Source organism: Acinetobacter sp. 148 (assembly GCF_031196675.1).
Taxonomy (GTDB): Bacteria; Pseudomonadota; Gammaproteobacteria; order Pseudomonadales; family Moraxellaceae; genus Acinetobacter; species Acinetobacter baumannii.
Genome location: NZ_JAVIMT010000083.1, coordinates 16,224 through 40,915, shown reverse-complemented (window position 1 = coordinate 40,915; position 24,692 = coordinate 16,224). Strand labels below are relative to the sequence as shown.

Genomic DNA, 24,692 nt, shown 5'->3' with positions numbered 1-24,692 from the left:
ACATCACATTTATTAAATATTGACACACTTTTATGTCTAGCCCGATTGAATTTTTCCCACCTATGATGGATGGCGTAAGCGCAAGCCAAGTCTATCTTCCTCCACAAACGACAGCACAAACCATCTATCAATTTCTTTGCGAAAATTTTCCTCATATAAAAGCAACAGAGTGGCAGCAGCGTTTTCAAGATGGGCTTATTTACGCGGCAAATGGCGAAAAATTAACATTAAACAACTCTTATATAGCAAACACACATATTTTTTATTACCGATTCCTTGCTAACGAAGTACATGTTCCCTTTGAGCATCAGATTTTATTTGAAAATGATGACTTGCTTGTTGTAGATAAACCCCATTTTTTAACGATTAGCCCAACAGGGCAATATGTACAAGAAACTTTATTAGTCCGATTAAAAAAGCAAACTGGCAATGAGTTTTTAACCCCGATCCATCGATTAGACCGTGAAACTGCCGGTGTCGTTTTATTTTGCAAACGACCACAGTCACGTGGAATTTACCAACAGTTATTTGCAGATCGTCAAGTCAATAAGATTTACCATGCAATCGCTGCATATAAAGCTGAATTAAAATTTCCTCAGAATTTAAAATTGTATTTAGATAAAGGTACACCCTTTTATACAATGCAGGTAATTGCACATACAAAAACCAATACCGAAACTAAAATTGAGCTGATTGAACATAATCACTCATGGGCTAAATATTGTTTAACGCCATCCACCGGAAAACAGCATCAACTCCGCGTCCATTTAAATCATTTGGGAATTCCGATTAAAAATGATCCGTTTTATCCAATAGTTCAACATAAAGCCGATGATGATTTTTCTCAGCCCTTACAGCTTCTAGCTAAGCAAATTTCTTTTATAGACCCGCTAACAAAACAGGAAATGGTTTTCAATTCACAACTTGAATTGACACTGTAATCTCATCGTAATGACAAAAAGATTATTTTTTATGCTGAAAGACATTGAAATTACATTCCGATGGTTTAAAATAAATCCCTAAAAATTAAAAATCATTTGGTTTTGTTATTCATGCGAAAAACAGAAGTTTATCAGGTTCGACTTGACTCCCAAGAGAAAAAACAGGCTTTTGCTGTTTTTAAACAATTGGGGATTACCCCTGCCCAAGCAGTGCGACTGTTCTTTAAACAAGTCGTCTTAACCAAATCTATTCCTTTTGCGATCGAAAACCAGAATATTAATATGGAACAATTATTAAAACTGAGAAAAGCAAAAGTATCTTCATTAAATCAGAACGCTTCAACTTTAAATGAAGATGATGACCATGAAGATTTATTTGAAGAGTTAAATGCACTATTAGGTGAAAGTGACAAAACTTAACGGTGTTGCATTTTTAAACAACTTTTAACGTCAATTCGCTTCTTTTTTAGTTATGCTCTCTTTGTAAAAATATAAACATAAATACAAGGAGCGCCTAATGATTGTAAGACGAGCGACCTATGAAGATCTAAGCCAACTCGCTGTCCTATTTGATGAATACCGTCAATTTTATGGTGCATCTTCTAATCTCGAAGAATCCCATCATTTTTTAAAACAACGTTTTGAGAATAAAGAGAGCGTATTTTTTATCCATATTAAGGACGAAAAAATTACTGGGTTCGTATTGCTTTATTTAGGTTTTTCTTCAGTTGCTTGTTCAACTTACTACATCTTAGATGATGTATATGTTACCCCCCTATTCCGTCGTCAAGGCTCGGCAAAACAGCTCATTGATACAGCGATTTTATTTGCAAAACAAGAAAATGCTTTACGTATTAGCCTAGAAACCCAATCGAATAATCATGAATCTCACCGCCTCTATGAAAAAATGGGGTTCATCCGAGACAGTGAGTTTCAGACATTTCATTGTTTTCTTAAATAATATTTTGAGCGAGTTGTTTTTCCTGCTCCGACAAATATACCCAGCCCCCTTCCTCAATTTCAGGTAAAACCAATTGACCAATTTGATGTCGATGTAACTTCTCGACTTTATTGCCTACGGCTGCAATCATTCTTTTAACTTGATGATAAACACCTTGATGAATAGTCATCGTTAATTGATGAGTTCCTAGTAGTGCTACATCTGTGGCAGCAAATACCCCCTTTTCTTGGTGTAAATTAACACCCTGAGTAAGCATTTCAATTTGCTCAGGGGTTACGGGGTCGTAAGTTGTAACGTGATAAACCTTTGGTACATGTTTACGAGGATGAGTTAAAGCTTGTAGATATTTACCATCATCAGTAAGTAAAAGCAGACCCGTTGTGTCTTGATCCAAGCGTCCAACCGCCTGCACACCACGATGAATCATGGTCTCAGGCAGTAGGCTAAAAACACTTTGATGATGCTGAGGATGATGAGAACACTCAAAACCTTGAGGTTTTCTTAGAGCAATATAAATTTTTTCTCTATATTGATAATTTTGACCAAAAACGGAAAACTCAAAATTTTCTGGGGAGAACTGCTTTTTGAGATCACTCACAACCTCCCCATCAATACTTACTGAACCATTTTTTATTAACTGCTGACAATATTTACGTGAACCAAACCCTTGTGATTGTAAAATTTTTTCCAGCAGCATAAAGCTTTCTCTTTAAAACGAAACCATTATTTTAACGTAATTTTAGTGTTTTATTACCTTCTGCTTTATCATCTTCGCATTTAACTTCATTAACTTTGAATTATTCTTCAATGACACGATAAATTTTTTCGTTTTGTTCACTTTCAAATAGCAATTCTGTAGTGGGTAAGATCACCTCATTATCTACAATAATATGTTCGATACGCTGACTTAGCTTTAAAGGCTCATTTTCATGTTCAACTAAATTCTTCTTTAATTGAGCTTTCGCATCATGAATTTGATCAAATTGGTCTTTGATCTTGATATCTATAATATCCATAAGATTAATCCTGTACTCATGAGTAGTGATTATTTTTATATCACACTATCTCAAAAGAATACTTTTTAAGTTGTTAATTTATATAACATTGTTTCCAAGCGTAACCACAGATAAAACTCTTTATCATTGAGTCATATACAAGAAAATTTCCACTAAAAAGCCTTTGTTTGATCTTTTTTAACCTTAAAAGCTCTGACATTTTGGCTCTCAATTATTATACAATTCAAATTATTTGCTTTTCTTGCCGCTTCTCATGCTTGCCCAATTTGATGTTAATTTAGTTGTTTTATTAGTTTTACTTATCTGCGGTTTACTAAGTCAAAATGCAGCTGTAACTATCGCAGCAGGCGTTTTAATCGTCATAAAAATCACGCCCTTAAATCAATTTTTTCCTTATATTCAGGCCCATGGCCTAAACTTAGGCATACTTATTCTAACAATTGGCGTACTCACCCCTATTGCAAGTGGCAAGCTTAGTGGAGAGAGTATTTTAAAATCCTTTATTAGTTTTAAATCTTTGGTCGCTATTGCAATTGGTCTGCTCGTCGCGTGGCTAGGTGGTCGTGGTGTAAAACTTATGTCGAGCCAACCTGATGTTGTGGCAGGCTTACTTATTGGTACGGTTGCAGGTGTAGCTTTACTCCGTGGTGTACCTGTTGGCCCACTGATTGCAGCAGGTCTATTATCTTTATTTATAGGTAAATAAAAGGCACCCGAAGGCACCTTTTAATAAATGCTTAGGCTAAATAAGTACTTTTAACCTGAATAGTAAGAAGTGCGTTTTAAAGAAAACTTTTCTAGCTGCTTTAAGAAACCTTCAAAGTAGCTCTTCTCTTTTTCTTCAGTTCGATAACCTGCATACAATGTACGTCTTAAACCCGCTGGAGAAACACAATCTAGACGGCGGCTAGTCACCCAACCCTTTTGTTCGTATTCATTGACTACCCAATCTGGCAAAGCAGCAATACCTCGGCCACTCGCAACAAGTTGAATAAGCATTTGCGTTAAGTCTGTTGTTCGGATTTGTTTTGGTTGAATATTTGCAGGTATAAACAGTTTCGACATGATATCTAAACGATGCTTATCAACCGGGTAAGTAATAAGAACCTCTTCTGCGAGATCCTGAACAGTAATATTTTCAGCACGAACCAATCGATGAGTATTTGATAAAACCAAACGCGACTCATATTCAAAAATCGGGAAGTATTCGATTCCTTTTAGTGCGATCGGATCGGCTGTAATAAGTAAATCAAACTCAGCATTTTGTAAAAGTTCATGTGGGTTCGCTTCGAACCCCGAAGCAAAGTCTAAATCGACGTCTGGATATTGCTGACGGTACTGATTGAGTAAAGGCATTAGCCAGTCAAAACAGCTATGACATTCAGATGAAAAAATAATTCTGCCCGTTTGTCCGTGCACAATACGTGTAATATCACTCTGAGTAATCTGAATTTGCGGCAATACATCATCAGCTAACTTAAGTAGGCGTTGTCCTACATTAGAAAAACTAACAGGACGACTGCGGCGATTAACCACCTCTACCCCATACCAATGATCTAATTCTTTTAATTGGTGAGAAATAGCCGAGGGCGTTAAGCATAGGTCATTAGCTGCAGCGACCAGTGAACCATGTTCACGTAAAGCAACTAAAGTTTTAAGGTGTCGAATTTCTAACATGGGCACAAGCCTGAATACATAAATTTATCTATAAATTTTTAAGTTATCTCTTGTTTATTACTAAACAGAGTTACGGAGATAAATCATCACTAATGAATACCATTCATCTTATCACAAAATTAATTAATTTGTCTCAACATAAGTTTTTGTTAATTACATATGGACTTTACTAACAAATAAAAAATAGACCCATTCAGATCTATTTTTTATAAAATGAAAATATTCTTACTCGGTCACTTGTAAGCTAACAATCGTATAATTTTGATTTTTAGGCTTTAACTTTAAATCTACTGGAGCTGTGACTTCCATTAAATATTCTCCAGCTTTTGGAAATTTAAGTTCAACTTGTCCTTTATCATCAGCTTTAAAATGTAATACTTGTTTATCAGTTGCACCTTTTTCTCTTAAATTAATTTCAGCATAAGGTAGGTTCTGGCCTTTTTCACTTATGGTTAGCTGAACTGCTTGAGTAACTTTAAGCTGGTTAGGATGAACAGAAAAATTAACTTTAATTGGTGTATTTGGAAGTTGAATATCTGAAACTTTACCTTTTGAAAGATAACTTTGTAATACCCATTCTCTTGTTACTTCCTCTGTTTTAATCTTTTTAGTTTTAAGATCAGCAGGAATTAAATAGTCACGCTCTTTTTTTGGCGGAGCTTTATCTGCTGGTAAATCAAAAAATAAATGCCACTCCTTTTGATCATATACATATTTTAAAGGGTAACTTGCCTGAGTTTGCAGAATATATGTACCGTCTTCCGGTAAAGCAACATCGAAAACAGTTACAGATTTATGTAGAGCTTCAGCATTAATAACTTTAGGATCATGTTTAGGGGTAATGACGGTAAGCTTGGCATCTTTTAAAGCGTATTCACTATTTAGTGCTTCTTCAGCATAACCAGCTACTACCGGTACTTGTGTCTGCTCAGTTTTATACGCTAATGGCGCAATATAAGGTTCATGAGCAAGGCTGTAACTACATACAAAAACAAGTGATGTTACTAATAATCTATTCATTATTTCTCAATCCTAATTAGGAAAATTTAAATTTTTACAGACAAATCATAAGCAAATGTATTATACACAAATAAAAATAATTCTTATTATCATTAATAAATTTAAGTTAAAGATTTTTATATAAAAAGAAAAAGGCCAAGTGGCCTCTTTCATTACCTCATTGTTCTTTTACTTTTGGAAAAGCTTGATTAAAGTCAATAAGCTTATAACTTTTTACTAAATCATCTTCGCCATAAGTCACTTCATAAGTTGTTTCTTTACCATTAAAGTATGCTTCAGCTGGAGTTCCAAATACTTCCCATAAACCTATTGAGGCAACATCTGCAACCCCATGCCCAAATGCACGACCTACTTTCACCCACTTTGAATAGCCTTGCTGGAATGTATAGATTTCAACTCTTGTCCCATCACGGTACTCAGACAATACAGGTGCCCCAAACTCTGCAATAACATAATTACGAGAGCTACCCGGATTTAAAACATTTAAATTTTTTTTACTTGGTTGATTACCAGCCATAAATACGGCACAACCAGACATAGATAACATAGCCATACCAATAAGGCAGGCAATACATAATTTTCTCACGATTTAACTTCTCTATTTCTTAAGTATTTATACAACTTATTGTAATGCTTAAAGTATTACGCGCTCATCATATCCAATTTGATAAAAGAATTCGATAAATTATTCAATATAAAGATAAAATATTCCGGTTTTAAATATGCAAACTTCCTCTCGAGATTCTAGTTTTTTATTATTTTGGTCTCTTTTCCCTTATACTTTCTTTTTTGAGTTTCCTTTTATTAATTTATTATGGCGTCACCCCAATCCCCTTCATCTTCCCCTCGACATTACTCACTCTTCTTGGCAATTTTTTCTCTCGCAGTAGGCGGTTTCTGTATTGGCACTACAGAATTTGTCGCAATGGGTCTTATTCAGGAAATTGCACACAATTTAAAGATTACAGTACCTGAAGCTGGGCATTTTATTAGTGCTTATGCATTAGGTGTTGTTATTGGTGCCCCTATTATTGCCATTTTGGGTGCCAAAGTGCCTAGAAAGACCTTATTGCTTTGCCTCATGCTGTTTTATGGTATTGCCAATGCATGTACAGCTTTAGCACATACCCCAGAAACCGTTTTAGTCTCTCGTTTTATTGCAGGTTTACCTCATGGCGCATATTTTGGTGTCGGCGCTTTAGTCGCGGCTGAACTCGCAGGCCCTTCACGAAGAGCTTCAGCAGTTGCGCAAATGATGATGGGACTGACCGTTGCTACCGTTATTGGCGTACCCTTAGCAACATGGTTAGGTCAACATTTTGGCTGGAGAGCAGGTTTTGAATTTTCAGCAACGATCGCATTCTTTACTTTAATTGCTGTAGCTTGCTTTGTACCGAATATTCCAGTTCAAGCTACTGCCAGCATAAAAACAGAATTAGCTGGGCTTAAAAATATAAATATGTGGTTAACCCTTGCAGTCGGCGCAATTGGCTTTGGGGGTATGTTCTCGGTATATAGCTATGTCTCACCAATTCTCACTGAATACACTAAAGTTAATATCCAGATTGTTCCTATTGCATTAGCGCTGTGGGGCATCGGGATGGTGATTGGTGGTTTAGCTGCGGGTTGGCTTGCAGATAAAAACCTCAATAAAACTATTGTAGGCGTACTCATCAGCTCAGCGATCGCATTTGTAGTCGCAAGCTTTCTAATGAGTAATATCTATAGCGCAATTGGCTCTTTATTCTTAATTGGCCTAACCGTTATGGGTTTAGGTGGGGCTTTACAGACGCGCCTCATGGATGTTGCAGGTGATGCGCAAACGCTAGCAGCTTCACTTAACCACTCCGCCTTTAATCTTGCTAATGCATTAGGCGCTTTTTTAGGTGGTTGGGTACTGAGCCATCAGATGGGTTGGATTGCACCAATCTGGGTAGGTTTTGTACTGAGCCTTGGTGGCCTTATTATCTTACTTATTGCATTTGCTGTAGAAAAAGCAACTCAAAAAGCCTGAGTATGATCAGGCTTTCGTTGAGTCTCTAATCTGTTAACTTTTCACCACAGTGCGGGCAATAACATTTCTTCTCTCTAACAGCTTCTTTCTCTTCTAATACTTTTTCGCGCATAATTTGGATAATCAGATTATGCGCTTGTTCTTTTGGTAGCCCTACTTTTTGTCGAATACGTTCTATTTCAACTTCATCATGCATGATATCAATACCACGCACTTGAAGTAACTCACGGAACTCTTGTTCAAGGCGCTGATTACGCTGGTTAAGTTCATTGGCCAAACCAGAAGCTAAAATACCAGCTGGTAAAGCAGCAATCCCTACCCCTAGAATTGTAATTAAGGCTCCCAATAATTTTCCTAGACTAGTTACTGGTGTGACATCGCCATATCCGACTGTAGTTAAAGTCACAACCGCCCACCACATTGCTTTAGGAATAGAGCTAAAAGCTTCCGGTTGTGCTTTATTCTCAACGACATAAATACCAGAGGCAGTCATAATAATCATAATGATTAAAATAAAAATCACTGCCTGAAAGGAACCTTTTTCTCGCTTAATCACACATAGCAATATTTGCAATGAGATGAAATAGCGAGTTAATTTTAATAGTCGAAGTAATCGTAAAATTCTTAACATACGAAGATCTATTCGTACAAAGAAATTTAGATACGCAGGCAAAATTGCCATGAGGTCAATCAGTGCTTCACCACTTTTCATCCATGCTAAACGTTGCTTCCATGCAGCTTGTGTCGGATCACGCTCGACTATACTCCAGAGCCGTAAGAGATATTCAACACTGAAAATTGCAATTGAGACATTTTCAAAGTAGTCAAACCATATACGGTAGCTGTAATACAGATCATTTACTGTTTCTAGTAATACAGCAACTACATTCCCAATAATTAAGAAAACTAAAAAGTAGTTAATACATCTACTTACTGCCGTTTCGTAATCATGATTATGAAGGTTGTTATAGAAGAACCGACGTACTGTCTTCCATGCTAAAATTCGCATACGGATCTGAACCACGTTATATTGAACATATATTAAGCTCACATACGTAAATTCACCACTATAGCGGCCAATAAAATATTTTATTAATTGTATTAGCTAAACAATCATAAATAATATTTCATATTTACTAATTATATTTTAATGCGCTGCAACATATCTAAACTCATTTTCCTCCCACCATTGCACATCATATATACCGGCATGGGACTTCAAAATGACATTAATATAATTTTGTAGCAACATAATATGGTGAGTAATATCTAACTTTCTAAAAAGAAATCTTCTTAAAATTGGCGTATTTGGTGAAATGAATATTGCAAAACCATTACTGTATTCTTCATAAACGCTAATACCGATATACATCGTAATCTCAGGTAATGGCACTTCTATTTCCCAGCCCCAACGCTCAGCATTTAACTCAATATTTAAGTGATATCTATTTTTTAATATACTATAAATATATTGTGCAATATCTTCAGTTTTCTGTACTAAAGTATTCCCGTCTTCTGCTGATAAATTTTGATCATATAGCTGATAATCATCAAATTTAAATTCAACAATTGTCTTTAGCATTTTTAAATTCCATATATAAAATACCCATGTTCTTTTTAATTATTTTTAAGTTCATACAAATATTTTAAAGCAAAATCTTCTTTAATATCTAGCGTTATATTTATTTTTACATTTTATTAGAATAAAACATGATTAATTTATTATTTTAATAATTAAAATATGTACCAATTCTCATTAAAATAAAAAGGAGCTGAATAATCAGCTCCTTTTTTGTACTAAATCGACCTATTAAGTCAACTGAGCAGCAGCAATTTTCTTAGTATCTACTTTATCAGCAGCATTTGTATATTCGCCCATTTGGTCGAAATTCAAATATTTGTAGATGTCAGCAGACATACTGTCAATTTGAGCTGCATATTGTTGGTATTCTTCTGGAGTTGGCAATTTACCAAGTACAGCAGCAACAGATGCAAGCTCAGCAGACGCTAAGTAAACGTTAGAACCTTGACCTAAACGGTTAGGGAAGTTACGTGTAGAAGTCGATACAACAGTTGTGTTCGGCGCAACACGTGCTTGGTTACCCATACATAATGAACAACCAGGCATTTCAGTACGCGCACCAGCACGGCCATAAGTGTTATAGAAGCCTTCTTCCATTAACTGATGTTCGTCCATACGTGTTGGTGGAGCCAACCATAAACGAGTTGTTAATGAACCGCTTGGTACTTTCTCAAGTAACTGACCAGCAGCACGGAAGTGACCAATGTTAGTCATACAAGAACCGATGAATACTTCATCAATTTTGTCGCCTTGAACGTCAGAAAGAAGTTTTGCATCATCTGGATCGTTCGGGCAGCAAAGGATAGGTTCTTTGATTTCTGACAAGTCAATTTCATACACTTTAGTGTATTCAGCATCAGCATCAGCTTTAAGTAAGCTTGGGTTTGCTAACCATTTTTCCATGTTTTCAACACGGCGAGCCATCGTACGTGCATCACCATAGCCTTGTGAAATCATCCACTTAAGCATTGTGATGTTAGAACGTAAGTACTCAGCAACTTTCTCTTCTGAAAGTGTGATTGCACAACCAGCAGCTGAACGTTCAGCAGAAGCATCAGAAAGTTCGAATGCTTGCTCAACTGTTAAGTCAGTTTCCATTTCTGTTAAGTCGATTTCTAAGATACGACCAGAGAAGATGTTTTTCTTACCTTTTTTCTCAACAGTAAGATCGCCTTCTTTGATTGCATAGTAAGGAATCGCATGTACAAGGTCACGTAAAGTGATACCAGGCTGCATTTTACCTTTAAACTTAACAAGAACTGATTCAGGCATATCAAGTGGCATTACACCAGTTGCAGCAGCGAAAGCTACAAGACCAGAACCTGCTGGGAATGAAATACCAATTGGGAAACGAGTATGCGAGTCACCACCAGTACCTACTGTATCTGGAAGAAGCATACGGTTTAACCAAGAGTGGATAATACCGTCACCTGGACGTAAAGATACACCACCACGGTTCATGATGAAGTCTGGAAGTGTATGTTGCATTTGTACGTCAACTGGCTTTGGATAAGCAGCAGTGTGACAGAAAGACTGCATTACTAAGTCAGCAGAGAAGCCCAAGCAAGCTAAGTCTTTTAACTCATCACGAGTCATAGGACCAGTTGTATCTTGAGAACCAACTGTAGTCATTTTAGGCTCACAGTAAGTACCTGGACGGATACCTTGACCTTCTGGAAGACCACATGCGCGACCAACCATCTTCTGAGCTAAAGTGAAACCTTTGCCAGTGTCAGCTGGTTGTACTGGAGTACGGAATAATGTAGATGGAGCTAAACCTAAAGCTTCACGCGCTTTAGCAGTTAAGCCACGACCAATAATCAAGTTAATACGACCACCAGCACGTACTTCATCTAAAAGTACTGGAGTTTTAAGTTCAGACTCAGCGATTTGTTCGCCATTTTTGAACGCAGTAACTTTTGCAGCAGCATGATCGATTTTAAGAGTAACTTCGTCACCCATGTTCATGTTAGAAACATCGATCTCTACTGGTAATGCACCAGCATCTTCCATTGTGTTAAAGAAGATCGGAGCAATTTTACCGCCTAAACACACACCACCGTCTTTTTTGTTTGGAATGTGAGCGATTTCATCACCAAAGAACCAAAGAACAGAGTTTGTTGCAGATTTACGAGATGAACCTGTACCAACAACGTCACCAACATAAGCAACTTGGTTACCCTTAGCAATGAGTTCTTTAATTTGGCTTAATGGACCAACTTCACCTGGTTTTTCAGGGTTGATACCATCACGCTCATTTTTCAACATTGCATTTGCATGCAATGGGATGTCTGGACGGCTCCATGCGTCTTGAGCTGGAGACAAGTCATCAGTGTTTGTTTCACCTGTTACTTTGAACACAGTGATTTTGATTTCTTCTGGTACATCTTTACGACTAGTGAACCATTCAGCATCAGCCCAAGATTGTAAAACAGCTTTTGCATTTGCATTGCCAGCTTTAGCTTTATCAGCTACGTCATGGAACGCATCAAATACAAGTAATGTTTTTTTCAAAGCTTCAGCAGCCAAGCTACCTAATTCAGCATCATCCAGAAGCTCAACTAAAGGCGCTACGTTATAACCACCAAGCATCGTACCTAGTAAATAAACTGCACGTTCTTTAGAAACTAGCGGAGATGTCGCTTCGCCTTTTGCAATCGCTGCCAAGAAAGCTGCTTTTACGTAAGCTGCTTGGTCAACACCTGCAGGAACACGGTTTTCAAGCAAATCAACCAAGAATGCTTCTTCACCTGCCGGTGGGTTTTTTAATAACTCAACAAGTTGAGCAGTTTGAGCATCATCAAGTGGCTTCGGTGGGACTCCGAGTGCGGCACGTTCAGCAACGTGTTGGCGGTAAGCTTCTAGCACGGTGTTCATTCCTCTTTTTTTAAAAAATTACTTGTAAATTCCAGCTTTCACAAAGCTTCACAAGTAATATGGACTACAAAATTTTACTAGAGTTCAAGCCAAAAGTTAATGAGCGCGGGGTGTTTCTCCGTGATGCCCATTATTTTGTAACTAAATACCCGTGTATAAATAATGATCTTAATGATGGATTTATCATGCGGTATTTTAAGTTAAAAGAACACTCCACCTTAGTGGAGTGTTTGACGATGTCTTATACACTTAGAATTTTTTGTAGTTTGGCATTTTGTCATGTGGGGTAACCAAACACTCATCTGTCATTTGTTTTCTAATCTTTTCTTGTAAGGCTTCTGGATTCGTTTTTAATTCGTCTTGTGGAATAGCGTAAACTTTTTCAATAATATTAAAGATGAATTTTTTCGTAATTTCGTCTTCAATTTTATTAGCATGCTCAATAGCTTGAGACTTCTCAATTGCTTGCTGACGGTCAAATAGAATACTTCTTGCTGCATTTCCCACACTTGTACAATAGCCATGCCATTGCTCTTCAGGTGTTAAAGGCTTTTTTTCTGTACAGCCGACTATTAACATGCCCATTAAAACAAATAAAACTTTTTTCATCATTACTCTACACAGACTATGCTGCCCACATCATACTGAATCTGACAGACTTTGCAAAAATTCTACTTATATGTCTTTATTTTTGCCCAATATTCAATAAAAAACCGAGATGTTTTCATCTCGGTTTTTAGTGTTCTTCAAACCTTTAGAAGCGCCAATTGTAGAATAAATCTATTGCTCGTTCTAAAGATTGACTTGCTTCCAAATACAAACGTCGGTTCATTTGATAACGCAACGTCAGTTTATTGACCGGGGTAAATACACCTACACCATAACGAATAAATAAATCAGGTGTAATGTAACCAGTTAAGCTTACTTGAGTATCATCCCCTGTACCTTGAGCATCTAATGCAAGACCACTCAAACCAAAAGTACGTCCAATTTGATTCGTTAAAGCACGAGTACCACCCAAGCCCATACTAATACCGGCAGCAGCAATTGTATTGTTCACATCAGATTTAAAGCCTTCTGCATTACTTAAACCACTTGCACCTTCATTAATACGCCCTGTCACGAGTGCATTTAATGCCTCTTGCTCAGAAAGGCCTGCATCATTATAAACTTGAATGTTTGGTGATGAAGCAGTACCAGTGACACGAACCCCAACCATACTACCCTGAACATTTTTATTCGCATCAATATCTAACGTCGGGTTTGCTAATGGACCATTAAAACGGGCAATTGCACGGTTTAAATCTAGGCTTTGACCATAGGCCTCAATTTTCACTTTTTGACTTACACCAATAGCACCCATTGCTCGCATTGCTGTTTCATAACCGCGTTGGGTTAAATTCAAACGCCCCACTAAAGGTATATTACTGTTAAAGCCTTGGAAGATGACTTGATTGCCAATATTTACCGAGATATCTGCACGGATATCCCACGGTTTTGCCGCACGTAAAATTGCAAGTGGGTCCTGACCTTGGCGAACAATACGAACATCTGAAGATGTGTTAACCACTGGTGCAGTTGTTTCAGGCATTGAAATACGTGCACGAGGAACATCTACTGATCCTTTCAAGCTTAAACGCTTATCAAAAGGATACATATCAAGTGTCAAATTCGGATTTGCAATAGCCGTAATTAATGGAGCTTGACGTACAAGTAAGTTATCGCCTTTTAAGTTTAACTGTAGACGCGGTGCATTTTTCCAGTCAAAACTACCTTTAAGTAACCCTACACCTTGTCCACTATTGAATGCACCATCAATTGTTGCCATGTCCTGACGAATAGATGAATACACCTGTACATTGGTTAAATTAACCGGCAGGGAAATCATACTGATCGCCCCATTTTTCAAACGCATTTCGCCCGTAAACTGTGGCTGGGTCAAAGTACCATTCACTTTGCCAGCTAAGGCTAAGGTACCACTCATTGAACGTACATCTTGAATGAATGGTTTTAACACTTTTAACTGTACATCGTTAAAAGCTACCTCTCCATGCATCGGCATAGATGATTGGTATGGATTAATAATAATATTCGCATATCCTGTACCAATATCAGGTGTTTTTACATCGACACGGAACAATAAGCCTTCTGAAATACTTTTTGCAATTACACTCAGTTCATCATAAGCCAAAGTAGTCGGTGGATCTTGCGGATCTTCCGCTGCTAGGCCCAGTTCACCTTTTCTGGTCATTAAGCGTGCATCAAGCTTAGGATGCCCACCATTTACCCAAGAAGCTTTAGCATAACCATTAAGTTGGCCTGTTATAGCCAAACCTTCCGGCATGAACGCAGCAAAATCACCTAAATCTAGATTCTGAGTAACAAATGAAATATTACCTTGTGCTTTACTCACACGCACAGGCTGGTCAAGACACAACTGGCTATTTGTACTTTGCCAGCAATGTTGCCCAACATATAACTCAGAACGTGCCGATGAGAAAACAACTGGTGCATTTTGATTTTGTGCTAGACGAATTCGGCGTGAATCAAAACTTCCTTTTTGAATTTGCCCTAACCAATCATTCTTCGCATTAAATCCACCTGCTAATTGAACATAGAATTTAGAAACATTATTATTTCCTTGCACTTTTAATAAATGTGCTTTTCTTGTTCCTGTTAAATTCACCTCAGCAGACTGAATTTGACGGCTACCACTACGTAAATTGTCTAATTTTGCTGTTAACTGAGTTGGTGTTGTTTCGGAAGTAGGCAATTCACCCTGGATACGAAGTTTTTTAATACTGACTAATGTATTAAATGCAAAATTATCAACCGCAATGTTCGCCGTAGCTTTCAAACGCGGTTGAGATTGGACACTCAAGTCTCCATATGCACGCCCACTTAAACCCGGATACAACTCATAAAGTGCAGGTGCATTCAGCTTAATTTTTAAATTCTGTGCATTACCAGTCGCCTGCAACTGATTTTGCGCATAAACTAAAAATAGATTATTTGCTTCAAATTGCTGAGGTAAAAAGCCTTTTTGGTTCGAATCCATAAGTATGGATAAGTTACCTTTACCTCTGACTGGCTTATTATTCAAATAACCCGCAAGGTTCAATTGTTGAATATCAATACGCTTTAACTTGTCAGACCAGATGCCTTGTGTTTTTACATTTCCTGAAATTTCACCTTTTACACTAGAGGCAAAATATTGAGGTTTAAAGCGTACTAACGAGCTATTAATATCCCAAGCAATACGGTCTTTTAAATTTAATGACCCAGTCGCATAGATTTTCCCAGCAACACCATCATGTTGTAACTGACTAATTCGGATAAATTCTGGGGTGCCTGCAATAGAAAACTTTAATAGTCCATTGGCTTGATTAAGCGCTTTTAAAGATCCGTCATAATTGACCGCAAAGCCTTTAAAACCGCCACCTGCTTTAACACCATTAAATAATAAAGCTGCTGTACTTTTTCCAGCTAGCGCAACCATTTCTTGACCTGCTTGAGCCAAGCGACCTTTTAAATCAATTTTTTCAAGCTGAATAATTTGTTGATTTGGCTTTGCAAAACCGCTGGCTTTAATTGATCCGTTGAGCAAGTTAACAGGCGCCGCTGTATGTATACTTTGTGGATTAAAGTCTTTTGCATTTAATAATGCATTCCATGCCAGCTGACGTTTTTCACTTGGTAATAAGACTTTGGCCTGACCTGTGAGGCTACCCTTTTGAGCCGCAAAACTAAAACTAGGAACATTAAGAATATTATCTTTAACATTCAAAGTTGCTAAATATTGTCCAGCCGGTAATAAGGTCTGTTCATGCTGATATACTTTTGTCGAAACTTTAATATCTTGCTGACCATCTCGCAAAGTCAAATCAACTTGACCACTATCACTACTTAACCAACCTATATATGGCATAGCACGATCTATATTTGCCCAAGCCACATTCATAAACATTGGTTGTGGCTTCTTATTCTTTTCAGGTGCTTGGGTTAGTTTAAGTTTCCAAGATTCATAGCGGTCAAAGTCTACATTGGCAAATACTTCCGTACCTTTTTCCAAAGAGCCAGTTGAAGAAACGGCTGCATCTAGACTTGGCGGCAAGAAATCCTGAACGACCTGTGGAATAGCTTTGTCTTTAGGATTAACATGATCTAGGCGACCTTTGATGTCCCAAGTGACATGATCTTTCCAGTTCACTAATCCTTTAAGATTAACTGCACCCTTCATGACCTGACCGTTAAAATCAGTAATATTCAACTGATGAACCAGATCAGTATTCATTAAGGCGTTGTACTGGCCTTCAGGTAAATTCTCCCCTTTTAAATCTGTCTCAAGTGCTAAGTTGAGTTGCTTAATATCACCCTGAAATTTAATTACACCGTTTTTAGCAAATAATTTTTGCTCAACCAATAAAGGCAAGTGATAATTTTTGAGTAACAATGCACCTTGCATAGGCACTTCATGACGAACAGGATGTAAAACAACCCAACCTGTTAATAAATCTGGTGTTGTCGTTGCTACACCGGCTTGCAAGGTATCTAAGCTACCTCGCGCTGCCACCTTAATATTTTGGATGTTTAAACTTTTTAAAGAAGGAACTCTTAAATCTGCAGTCGCATTCAGTGGATATTTACCGCTAAAGTCCATATTTCCTGTTGCGTTATGAACAGAAAGATATCCCATATCCATACTTGAATTTTCAAATTTCAGTTTTGTCTCTGACCACAAAGCATCATTTAGATGAACATCATGGAAATTTACGACAGAACCTGAATTTTTAATTTCTAAATGATCAACATCTCCAACATCTACACGAAGCACAAATGGTAATTTAATGGGTTTAAACTCAAATGGCTTATCCGATGGCGGAGCTTTGTTAATAATAACTAGGTTACGGACATCTGCATTGCTCAAATGCACTTCTTTTTCTAATATTAAAGAACGCCACCCTAAACGGACATCAGCTCTATCTAAAGTAACGTCAACTTCTTTTAACTGAACAATAATATTTTTAAGAATAATTCCCCTGAGTAAATTACCCCCCTCATATTCATATTTAATGACTTGCTGAGCTTGTAAAACACGATCTAATAAAAAACGGCTTCCACGGTCAGTCGACATCATAATAATGATGGAAGCAACAAGTAATAAAAGTATGATCAAGATTGTCAGCAAGAAGCTACGCAAAATACGTCGCTTCTTAGGAGAGCTAGGTGCCGAAGTGGGCTGCTGTTCTACTTCCGCCATAAAATAAACCTAATAAAATTTTATTTTTAAAGTTGTGGACCAATAAAGAAATGCAAACGAATCGGATGGTTATCATCAGAAATACCAGAAGCCACGTCTAAACGAATTGGTCCAATTGGGGACTTCCAACGAATACCAACACCCACACTATAGGCCGTCGGATTACTAAAACTCTTATCGTAAGCATTACCAAAATCAGAAAAAACAGCTGCTCGCCAACCCTCTTTGAATTGATAGTTATATTCTAAAGAGCTTACTGCTAGAGCCTGTCCACCAATCTTATATCCATTATCTTCTGGTGAAAGACTTTTATAATCAAAACCACGAATTGTCTGGTCACCACCAGTAAAGAATCTTAAATTGTATGGAACTTTATCAAACTCATCGGTAAAAATATAACTAAAATCGGACCGCCCAACAAACTGATGGTCATCATTTTCACCTAAAGAATAAATAAATCTCCAGCCCGCTGTGGCAATCGCCATATTGGCATCTGAAAGTAAACTTTCGCTACCTAATTCTAATTTATAAGTTTGTTTAAAAGCTTTGGTCGGGTTTAAGCGTGTATTACTTGAAGTTTTAGAGGTCTCATAACTAAATAATAATGCTTCTTGCTCTGATGCAGCAGTTTTAAATGCATCTGGTAGCTCAGAGATATCCACATTCCCCTTTTGAGTTAGGCGGTCGAGACGATAACGTACCCCAATAGTATGTTGCCAGTTTCCGAGTGGTTTTTTAATAACTCGCTCACCCCCTAAAACTGCCGATTCTGTAAGTAAGCTTACATCCGGACCAATATCATCTCTCGTCTCACGTTCGTAACCACCCACAATATTAAAGTAATCATTTAACGGATGTTTATAAGGAATACTATAGCGCCCATCTATAGATTGACGAATTTGGGAAAGCTCCAAGTTTGCATCAAATGAATGACCGTATTTATTTACAATCGAACGTCTATATTGACTACGTAAACGGGCGCCAGTGTCGGTACCATAACCAATACCTGTTTCCAGACTATTTAGTTTATCGGCATTTAACGTCACAATCACTGGTATACGTTTTTCTTCCCGAGCTTGAGCCTGTAAACGGTCTTGTTCAGACTCTTGTTCTTCATGCTGTACAGTTGCAGCTTTTAAAGATGCGGGTGCGGCTTGTACACTTTCAGTTCCGGCAAATTGTTTTTCATCTACCACATTTTGTGTCACTTCTTTACTTGAGGAAGCCAACTGGCGTGCTTTGGCAAGTTGTTGTTGCTCTAAAGGAAGCAGCTTCGATTCGTCAATATCAACATTCTGCTGATCGACTAACGCTTGTAAATCGGGTGGTAACTCAAGTGGTTTTTCAATTGGGTCGGGTTTAATTGAATCAACCAAGGTATAGTTAAAATAGCGTGAGTTAGTCAGGTTATTTGCTAAAACATTTACACGCCAAAAAGCATAGTCATCACCCTCTTTCCACGGTGCCATGCTTTCAAGAATATTCATATTTAAAGGTAATGGTTTTGATGGATCGCTCATGCGAAACTCAACCTTACCAAGCTTATAACGCTCACCCGTCTCATACTTGAGGTTAATATCTGCTTTATTTTCAGGTTGGCTCACTTTTACGTCATGTAAACGCCAATACGCATCAAAATAACCATTATTTGATGCAGCATCGACAATTCGGCTTTTAGTGGTTTCGTAAAGGCCATGATTAAAAATATCACCTACATCTTGGTCAGGAACTAAACGTATGACCTGAAATTGTGGCTGTTTTGCACCAGCACCAGTAAATTCAATGTTTTGTTCATTAATCCGTACTGGTTCATTTGGCGTTACATTAACGCGTACGCGACTGGCACTTAACTTTTCAAAACGAAACTCGGCATTGTAATAGCCTACAGCTTGAGCAGCTTGGTTACTTAAGCTCCTAAGTTGCGGTAGCGCTGCATTAAAATCTTCAAATGATTCTTGGGTAAATGTAGATAATTTACCTTTGATATTTTTAGCTAAATCATCTGGCGCACCCGTAACCTCAGCAGTAATACGGGGTATCTGCTCCATTGGAATTACCCGCGGTGGACGGATTTTATTGAATATACGTCTAAAGAAGCCTTTTTCTTCGGGTGGCTCTTCAACGGCAGCAGTAAGCTCAGGTAAAGTTTTTCCTGTTTCATTGGCTTCAACCACAATCTTACTATCAGATTGAATCTCATGCATGAGCTGGTCAATATTTACAGGGGCCTGATTAATTTCATGTAATTCTGCTTGTGATGCGTCATTCACCACCATTTCTGGTTGTTTTTGCGTACCATTTTGGAAGTTTTGAGCCTCGTTTTTTGCCTCTTCTGCTACCCGATAAATTTCATTTGCCATATTCTGGTCAACAGGCATAACAGGTAAGTCTTCAAGATTATCAAGCGTAATTGGCTTAAATTCTTCAATCTGATTCGGAAATTGTTCTTGTTGTTGCAATATAGCCAAGCTATCTTGTTGTTGCTGTGCTTGAGTTACAAGAGTAGCGACATCGGTAATTGGAACATCACTTGGGTTATTTGTATTAGTTTGTTGTACCAATGAATCTGTTACCGTCTGGTTTGCTTCTGGTGTAACGGTCTCAGCCGAACTTTGAGCATAACAAGGAGTAACACATAAACTTAATAATAAGCTGCTACAAATAAGTTTAGGTATACTCTGCATTTTTAAGATTAAATGCATAGAGTGAGAAAGAGTTGACTGTTTAAACTTAATTTTAGAAGGCATGAAAAACTCTAAACTTATTTTTTAATAAACGCACCAATATGAGGACAAAACTCACTCAAAACCATTGATTTTTCATTTAATCAAGCGTTAAAAATATCATACATGGTTTTAGATGCAAATTAACACTCCGTCACATTTTTTTATAAAACTCAATGAAGCTTGCACATGATGAAACAAGATGAATCCCTGATGACATCACGTCGGTTTGTACCGATGTTTTTTACCCAGTTTTTTGGCGCATTAAATGACAATGTTTATAAGCAAGCTTTATTGTTAGTCATTACTTATGGTTGGATTCAGCAACAATCTGCCCCAGTAAGCACACTCAATAATTTAGCAGCATTGTTGTTTATTTTGCCATATTTCTTTTTTTCAGCAACTGCCGGACAAATTGCTGATAAGTATGAACGTTCACAACTTGTCCGTGGCATAAAAATTTTAGAAATCATTATTATGCTCATCGGTTCTGCCGGTTTTTTATTGGGGCATTTATGGTTGCTTCTTTTAGCCCTATTTTTGATGGGCACACATTCAACTTTCTTTGGTCCCATTAAATATGCCATTTTGCCAGAAATCTTAAAACCACATGAACTCATGTCTGGCAATGCCCTGTTTCAGTCTGGTACATCCATGGCCATCTTATTCGGAATGATCTTGGGTGGTGCCGTAATTGCATCATCAGATGGAAACTTATTGTGGATTAGTATTACTGTAGTAGCGATTGCTTGCATAGGTTATTTATTCAGCCGTTTCATCTTGCCACAAAAAGTTGCCGCACCTGATTTAGATATTGACTGGAACTTTATTCGTACAAGCTTTCAAACTATTAAATATGCCAAAAGCTTACCGTTAGTGTTTACAATTTTGTTAGGTAATTCATGGTACTGGTTTTATGGAGCAACTTATTTAACCCAAATTCCGCAGTTGACTCAGCAAAACCTTCATGCATCGGAAAATGTGGTTAGCCTATTACTCACTTTCTTTTCAGTCGGTATTGGTGTGGGTTCTCTTCTTTGCCGCAAAATCGGTGGTTCAGAAATTAATATTAAAATGGTACCAATCGGTGCAGTTGGTCTTACTGTTTTTGCGCTTTACCTTGCTGCCAGTTTAGCTTTTGTACCAGAAAGAACTGGAGCATTACTGACTTTAAAAGATGTTTTTACCCAAGGCTGGGTTTACTACCATGTCATGATTGCTGTGACTTTATTGGGTATTAGTGGCGGTTTTTATATTGTTCCTCTATATGCCATGATGCAGGCTTACTCACCACGTTCACATCGTGCCCGAGTGGTTGCAGCAAATAACATCTTAAATGCCGTTTTTATGGTTTCTTCTGCAATTTTCTCAATCTTAATCTTAAGTGTTTTAAAAATTGATATTAAAATACTATTTATTATTACAGCTGTACTTAGTGCAATCTTTAGTAAATGGCTTCTTGCCCGACTAAAACCAATGCTTGCCACAGCACATCTTTCTTTGGAGGACTAATTTATGCGCCACTATACTGGAATTGATCAACTTATTAACTCTTTTGATCAAGCATTACGTAGTCTTGTTCCGGGTGCAACAGCAGCACAGCGCCAAAATCCAGCTGAAACAGTAGAAGCAAAACTTGGTGTAGAAGATGCTCGCCATGTTGCAGGTTTAATGCGTGTTAACCATAGTGGTGAAGTGTGTGCTCAAGCACTTTATCATGGGCAAGCATTGACAGCGAAATTGCCAAATGTACGCCGCGAAATGCAACAGGCAGCGATTGAAGAACAAGATCATTTAGCTTGGTGTGAAGACCGTTTAAAAGAGCTAAATAGTCATACAAGTTTATTGAACCCGATTTGGTATGGCCTTTCATATGGTATGGGTGCTCTTGCCGGTATTGCAGGTGATAAATATAGCTTAGGTTTTGTTGCTGAAACTGAACGTCAGGTTAGTCTACATTTACAAGATCACTTAAATCAGTTACCAGCACAAGATGAACGCTCGCGCAAAATTCTAGAGCAAATGAATGAAGATGAATTGCATCACCGTCATACTGCACTTGAAGCAGGTGGTGTTGAATTACCCTATGCAGTAAAAATCACAATGACTGCTATTTCAAAGTTAATGACAAAAACGAGTTATTATCTTTAAAAAAACAAAGGATTGATCTCATTCAGATCAATCCTTTTTTAAAATATTATTTTAATCCATGATCATATTTAAAACGTTCGATATCTCGAATTGAGTTCCAATAGTTTCTGTTAATACGGTCACGATCAATTTGTAATTCTCTTAAAAGCTTACGATAACGTTCACGCTCTTCTGGCTTTAATTTTTCGTTGTAAGCATTATCGGAATACTGCTTAAACTTTTCGTCATAACGATCATATTCAGCTTTTGCATTGTAGTAATCGGAAGCTGCTCGATAATAAGGTCTTAAACGATTACGCTGCTCAACTGGGCATACATTAATATTGCCGTTACCCTCTAAAGCGTTATAAAAAATATTTGATGGCTGGCAATAATAACCTAGGCCTTCTTTATACCCACGTTCATATGACTTTTGATCTGGAACAATATTGGCTTTTCCACATGCTTTGTAATATTGATCTAAACGTGGTGAAGAACCTTTCGAACCATCTTTCTCACCCACTAATGACCAATTTGCAGTCTTACATTCTTCTACGCTCATTGCAGCACAACCTGAAAGGCTGATTGCTAAAATGGCTAAACCGATATTTTTCATATTAAGAGAACTCAAAAATAAAAATTAAAAAAAACGCAAAAAATAAAATTCCAGTACATACACTATATAAGTCTTGCTCAATTCAAGATTTATACATAAATGTTTAACTGGATAAGATTTTAAGTTTAAAGCAGTTTGACCATCTCACCAAATTTAAGGATCACAATTCCTAATTATGTTTAATTTTAAAAGCGAAATCATGAACGATCAGACAACTCTTTGATGGCCCTTATACGTTAATTTTACTTTAAAACCTTACCACAAAAACAACAATTAACTTATTGATTATTAATATAAAAAACTAAATTCACTTATAAATAAACTATTTATTATTTTACTGTTTTTTTACGGGATTAACGCCAAAGGCTACGGTAGGATTTGAGCTAAATAACCACCAAGGTTTTTTATAATGAGTACGCTTATTTACCCAAATTTAAACTTAAAAGATCCTCACTTTAAGGCATTTAAAATATCAGATGATTTTATTCCACCGACACAAGATCATACTTTCAACGCAGATCTTTTTTTAAAAGAAGTTGATGAATATTTAAGTTTATATCCTCACACTCAGCACATTGATATTTGTCTACATGACTTAAACGGGCATATTCGTGGCAAACGTATTGATGTTAAGAGCCTCAAAAATCTATCTAATGGTTGTTATTTTCCTCTTTCTGTTTATGCCATGAGCCTTGATGGAAAAGTGATTGAAGAAACAGGACTGGGAAAATATATTGGTGAACCAGATAGACTTTGCCTGCCCATTTTAGGCAGCTTGCAACCCAGTGCCTTATCCCCAGAATTAAATGCTCAGCTTTACCTATCCATGCAAGAAGAAGATGGTTCTGGCTGTCGCTATGAACCACGTAATATATTAAAAAAACTATTAAATCAGTTACATGCTAATAATTATTTCCCTGTCATGGCTGCCGAGCTAGAGTTTTATCTTTTCTCACCTCAGCATCAATTCGAGACATGTTCAGAAAACCAATGTTTTGATATAGATGCGCCAAATAACTATCAACAAGTCCTAGATGAAGTTGAAAAAGCAGCCTTACTACAATCAATTGAAATTACCGCAATTGTTGCGGAATCATCCCCTGGACAATACGAATTAAATCTTCAACACAGCCATGACATTTTAAAACTCTGCGATCAAATTAATGCTTTAAAAAGAATTGTAAAACAAGTCGCAAGAAAGCATGACTTAACCGCTTGTTTCATGGCGAAACCAAACTTGGCAAAGGCTGGTAGTGGCATGCATTTTCATATGAGCATGCTGAATCAATACCATCAAAATATATTTAGCTCAGAAGAAAAAGATGAGCTTTCAGCCAAATTATTGAGCGCGATTAGTGGCCTAATTGAGTTAATGCCTGCATCTATGGCGATTTTAGCGCCTAATATTAATTCTTATAGACGTTTTAAAATTGGTCATCATGTGCCATTAGAAGCCAATTGGGATACTAACAACCGAAATGTTGCAATCCGAATTCCATGCTCAGACGTACAAAATCAACGCTTAGAATATCGTGTTGCTGGTGCGGACTGTAATCCCTATCTAGTAACAGCGACTATTTTAGCGGGCGCGTCTTATGGCTTATCTCATAAGTTACCGCTACCAAAACCTGCTCATCTTTTAAAATTTCCAGACGAGCACATTTTATTAGCTAACAACCAACCAGAAGCCTTAAAAATATTTAAAGGAAGTCTGATTTTAAAAGGATATTTAGGCGCTGACTTTGTCGAACATTGGTACACAGTTAAGCAAGCTGAATATCAAAATATTTACAGTCAAATGACTGAAGCAGAACAACATTGGGATATATAAATAAAAAAAGCAAAAAAACTATAAACTACTTTGCAAACCCTTAG

20 protein-coding genes are annotated in these 24,692 nt (G+C 37.3%); 8 read left to right on the top strand and 12 right to left on the bottom strand.

Translation table 11 applies throughout. The annotated features are described in order from the left end of the window. Nucleotides 1–32 precede the first annotated feature (32 nt). The 3 genes from RFX69_RS15060 (at nucleotide 33) to RFX69_RS15050 (ending at nucleotide 1,902) form a co-directional block, all read left to right on the top strand. A complete protein-coding gene (locus RFX69_RS15060) occupies nucleotides 33–941 on the top strand; it encodes a pseudouridine synthase (RefSeq protein WP_272383611.1) in 909 nt (302 codons plus the stop codon). Nucleotides 942–1,052: 111 nt separating this feature from the next. Next, nucleotides 1,053–1,361, top strand: coding sequence for a type II toxin-antitoxin system RelB/DinJ family antitoxin (locus RFX69_RS15055; RefSeq protein ID WP_032043902.1), 309 nt, complete (start codon nucleotides 1,053–1,055; stop codon nucleotides 1,359–1,361). Nucleotides 1,362–1,458: 97 nt separating this feature from the next. Beyond that, on the top strand, nucleotides 1,459–1,902 hold the full coding sequence (locus RFX69_RS15050; protein WP_000637089.1) for a GNAT family N-acetyltransferase: 444 nt from the start codon (nucleotides 1,459–1,461) through the stop codon (nucleotides 1,900–1,902). Here RFX69_RS15050 and RFX69_RS15045 read toward each other — a convergent pair. Together RFX69_RS15045 and RFX69_RS15040 are read right to left on the bottom strand one after the other, a co-directional pair. After that, nucleotides 1,895–2,599, bottom strand: a complete 705-nt coding sequence (locus RFX69_RS15045; RefSeq protein WP_000923643.1) for a pseudouridine synthase — start codon at nucleotides 2,597–2,599, stop codon at nucleotides 1,895–1,897. The two genes, RFX69_RS15050 and RFX69_RS15045, sit on opposite strands and share 8 nt — an antisense overlap. A 100-nt stretch (nucleotides 2,600–2,699) precedes the next feature. After that, nucleotides 2,700–2,918, bottom strand: a complete 219-nt coding sequence (locus RFX69_RS15040) for a hypothetical protein (RefSeq protein WP_000351255.1) — start codon at nucleotides 2,916–2,918, stop codon at nucleotides 2,700–2,702. Nucleotides 2,919–3,171: 253 nt separating this feature from the next. On the opposite strand from RFX69_RS15040, the gene RFX69_RS15035 reads away from it, so the two are divergent. Then, a complete protein-coding gene (locus RFX69_RS15035) occupies nucleotides 3,172–3,624 on the top strand; it encodes a DUF441 domain-containing protein (RefSeq protein WP_000880863.1) in 453 nt (150 codons plus the stop codon). A 50-nt stretch (nucleotides 3,625–3,674) separates the two neighbouring features. Here RFX69_RS15035 and RFX69_RS15030 read toward each other — a convergent pair whose 3' ends face one another. The 3 genes from RFX69_RS15030 to RFX69_RS15020 all read right to left on the bottom strand — a co-directional run bounded on the left by RFX69_RS15030 (nucleotide 3,675) and on the right by RFX69_RS15020 (nucleotide 6,201). Next, nucleotides 3,675–4,595 carry a LysR family transcriptional regulator gene (locus RFX69_RS15030; protein ID WP_000890088.1) on the bottom strand — a complete coding sequence of 307 codons (921 nt, stop codon included), beginning with the start codon at nucleotides 4,593–4,595 and terminating at the stop codon, nucleotides 3,675–3,677. 225 nt (nucleotides 4,596–4,820) lie between these two features. Beyond that, nucleotides 4,821–5,615, bottom strand: a complete 795-nt coding sequence (locus RFX69_RS15025) for a DUF4198 domain-containing protein (RefSeq protein WP_271055732.1) — start codon at nucleotides 5,613–5,615, stop codon at nucleotides 4,821–4,823. 157 nt (nucleotides 5,616–5,772) lie between these two features. After that, a complete protein-coding gene (locus RFX69_RS15020) occupies nucleotides 5,773–6,201 on the bottom strand; it encodes a membrane protein (protein WP_001228338.1) in 429 nt (142 codons plus the stop codon). A gap of 228 nt (nucleotides 6,202–6,429) precedes the next feature. On the opposite strand from RFX69_RS15020, the gene RFX69_RS15015 reads away from it, so the two are divergent. Next, nucleotides 6,430–7,629: an MFS transporter gene (locus RFX69_RS15015; protein ID WP_002014361.1), complete on the top strand. Its 1,200-nt coding sequence runs from the start codon at nucleotides 6,430–6,432 to the stop codon at nucleotides 7,627–7,629. A gap of 25 nt (nucleotides 7,630–7,654) precedes the next feature. Here RFX69_RS15015 and RFX69_RS15010 read toward each other — a convergent pair whose 3' ends face one another. The 6 genes from RFX69_RS15010 to RFX69_RS14985 all read right to left on the bottom strand — a co-directional run bounded on the left by RFX69_RS15010 (nucleotide 7,655) and on the right by RFX69_RS14985 (nucleotide 20,095). Beyond that, a complete protein-coding gene (locus RFX69_RS15010; protein WP_001221030.1) occupies nucleotides 7,655–8,638 on the bottom strand; it encodes an ion transporter in 984 nt (327 codons plus the stop codon). A 138-nt stretch (nucleotides 8,639–8,776) separates the two neighbouring features. Then, nucleotides 8,777–9,211, bottom strand: a complete 435-nt coding sequence (locus RFX69_RS15005; protein WP_000920881.1) for a hypothetical protein — start codon at nucleotides 9,209–9,211, stop codon at nucleotides 8,777–8,779. Between the two features lie 228 nt (nucleotides 9,212–9,439). Further along, the gene (locus RFX69_RS15000; protein WP_000888596.1) at nucleotides 9,440–12,079 is read right to left on the bottom strand and encodes a bifunctional aconitate hydratase 2/2-methylisocitrate dehydratase; all 2,640 of its coding nucleotides are present in this window, start codon (nucleotides 12,077–12,079) and stop codon (nucleotides 9,440–9,442) included. 258 nt (nucleotides 12,080–12,337) lie between these two features. After that, nucleotides 12,338–12,700, bottom strand: a complete 363-nt coding sequence (locus RFX69_RS14995; protein WP_000976734.1) for a hypothetical protein — start codon at nucleotides 12,698–12,700, stop codon at nucleotides 12,338–12,340. Between the two features lie 142 nt (nucleotides 12,701–12,842). Continuing rightward, nucleotides 12,843–17,348, bottom strand: a complete 4,506-nt coding sequence (locus RFX69_RS14990) for a translocation/assembly module TamB domain-containing protein (RefSeq protein ID WP_271055733.1) — start codon at nucleotides 17,346–17,348, stop codon at nucleotides 12,843–12,845. Between the two features lie 26 nt (nucleotides 17,349–17,374). After that, complete coding sequence (locus RFX69_RS14985; protein WP_271055734.1) at nucleotides 17,375–20,095, bottom strand: autotransporter assembly complex family protein; 2,721 nt, start codon at nucleotides 20,093–20,095, stop codon at nucleotides 17,375–17,377. Between the two features lie 165 nt (nucleotides 20,096–20,260). Here RFX69_RS14985 and RFX69_RS14980 point away from each other — a divergent pair, with 165 nt between their 5' ends. Both RFX69_RS14980 and coq7 read left to right on the top strand, forming a co-directional pair. Beyond that, complete coding sequence (locus RFX69_RS14980; RefSeq protein WP_005128373.1) at nucleotides 20,261–21,583, top strand: MFS transporter; 1,323 nt, start codon at nucleotides 20,261–20,263, stop codon at nucleotides 21,581–21,583. A gap of 3 nt (nucleotides 21,584–21,586) precedes the next feature. Further along, complete coding sequence (coq7, locus tag RFX69_RS14975) at nucleotides 21,587–22,222, top strand: 2-polyprenyl-3-methyl-6-methoxy-1,4-benzoquinone monooxygenase (RefSeq protein ID WP_001216787.1); 636 nt, start codon at nucleotides 21,587–21,589, stop codon at nucleotides 22,220–22,222. A 46-nt stretch (nucleotides 22,223–22,268) separates the two neighbouring features. Here coq7 and RFX69_RS14970 read toward each other — a convergent pair whose 3' ends face one another. Continuing rightward, nucleotides 22,269–22,817 (bottom strand): DUF2799 domain-containing protein, encoded by a 549-nt coding sequence (locus tag RFX69_RS14970; protein WP_002132149.1) that lies wholly within the window; start codon nucleotides 22,815–22,817, stop codon nucleotides 22,269–22,271. Between the two features lie 409 nt (nucleotides 22,818–23,226). Here RFX69_RS14970 and RFX69_RS14965 point away from each other — a divergent pair, with 409 nt between their 5' ends. Then, complete coding sequence (locus RFX69_RS14965; protein ID WP_032001311.1) at nucleotides 23,227–24,648, top strand: glutamine synthetase family protein; 1,422 nt, start codon at nucleotides 23,227–23,229, stop codon at nucleotides 24,646–24,648. Nucleotides 24,649–24,692 lie beyond the last annotated feature (44 nt).

What these genes read in the sequence shown, in the direction of transcription:
- RFX69_RS15060 (WP_272383611.1), top strand. Translation starts at nt 33, where the DNA reads ATGTCTAGCCCGATTGAATTTTTCCCACCTATGATGGATGGCGTAAGC.
- RFX69_RS15055 (WP_032043902.1), top strand. Translation starts at nt 1,053, where the DNA reads ATGCGAAAAACAGAAGTTTATCAGGTTCGACTTGACTCCCAAGAGAAA.
- RFX69_RS15050 (WP_000637089.1), top strand. Translation starts at nt 1,459, where the DNA reads ATGATTGTAAGACGAGCGACCTATGAAGATCTAAGCCAACTCGCTGTC.
- RFX69_RS15045 (WP_000923643.1), bottom strand. Translation starts at nt 2,599, where the DNA reads ATGCTGCTGGAAAAAATTTTACAATCACAAGGGTTTGGTTCACGTAAA.
- RFX69_RS15040 (WP_000351255.1), bottom strand. Translation starts at nt 2,918, where the DNA reads ATGGATATTATAGATATCAAGATCAAAGACCAATTTGATCAAATTCAT.
- RFX69_RS15035 (WP_000880863.1), top strand. Translation starts at nt 3,172, where the DNA reads ATGCTTGCCCAATTTGATGTTAATTTAGTTGTTTTATTAGTTTTACTT.
- RFX69_RS15030 (WP_000890088.1), bottom strand. Translation starts at nt 4,595, where the DNA reads ATGTTAGAAATTCGACACCTTAAAACTTTAGTTGCTTTACGTGAACAT.
- RFX69_RS15025 (WP_271055732.1), bottom strand. Translation starts at nt 5,615, where the DNA reads ATGAATAGATTATTAGTAACATCACTTGTTTTTGTATGTAGTTACAGC.
- RFX69_RS15015 (WP_002014361.1), top strand. Translation starts at nt 6,430, where the DNA reads ATGGCGTCACCCCAATCCCCTTCATCTTCCCCTCGACATTACTCACTC.
- RFX69_RS15010 (WP_001221030.1), bottom strand. Translation starts at nt 8,638, where the DNA reads ATGCGAATTTTAGCATGGAAGACAGTACGTCGGTTCTTCTATAACAAC.
- RFX69_RS15005 (WP_000920881.1), bottom strand. Translation starts at nt 9,211, where the DNA reads ATGCTAAAGACAATTGTTGAATTTAAATTTGATGATTATCAGCTATAT.
- RFX69_RS14995 (WP_000976734.1), bottom strand. Translation starts at nt 12,700, where the DNA reads ATGATGAAAAAAGTTTTATTTGTTTTAATGGGCATGTTAATAGTCGGC.
- RFX69_RS14990 (WP_271055733.1), bottom strand. Translation starts at nt 17,348, where the DNA reads ATGGCGGAAGTAGAACAGCAGCCCACTTCGGCACCTAGCTCTCCTAAG.
- RFX69_RS14985 (WP_271055734.1), bottom strand. Translation starts at nt 20,095, where the DNA reads ATGCCTTCTAAAATTAAGTTTAAACAGTCAACTCTTTCTCACTCTATG.
- RFX69_RS14980 (WP_005128373.1), top strand. Translation starts at nt 20,261, where the DNA reads ATGATGAAACAAGATGAATCCCTGATGACATCACGTCGGTTTGTACCG.
- coq7 (WP_001216787.1), top strand. Translation starts at nt 21,587, where the DNA reads ATGCGCCACTATACTGGAATTGATCAACTTATTAACTCTTTTGATCAA.
- RFX69_RS14970 (WP_002132149.1), bottom strand. Translation starts at nt 22,817, where the DNA reads ATGAAAAATATCGGTTTAGCCATTTTAGCAATCAGCCTTTCAGGTTGT.
- RFX69_RS14965 (WP_032001311.1), top strand. Translation starts at nt 23,227, where the DNA reads ATGAGTACGCTTATTTACCCAAATTTAAACTTAAAAGATCCTCACTTT.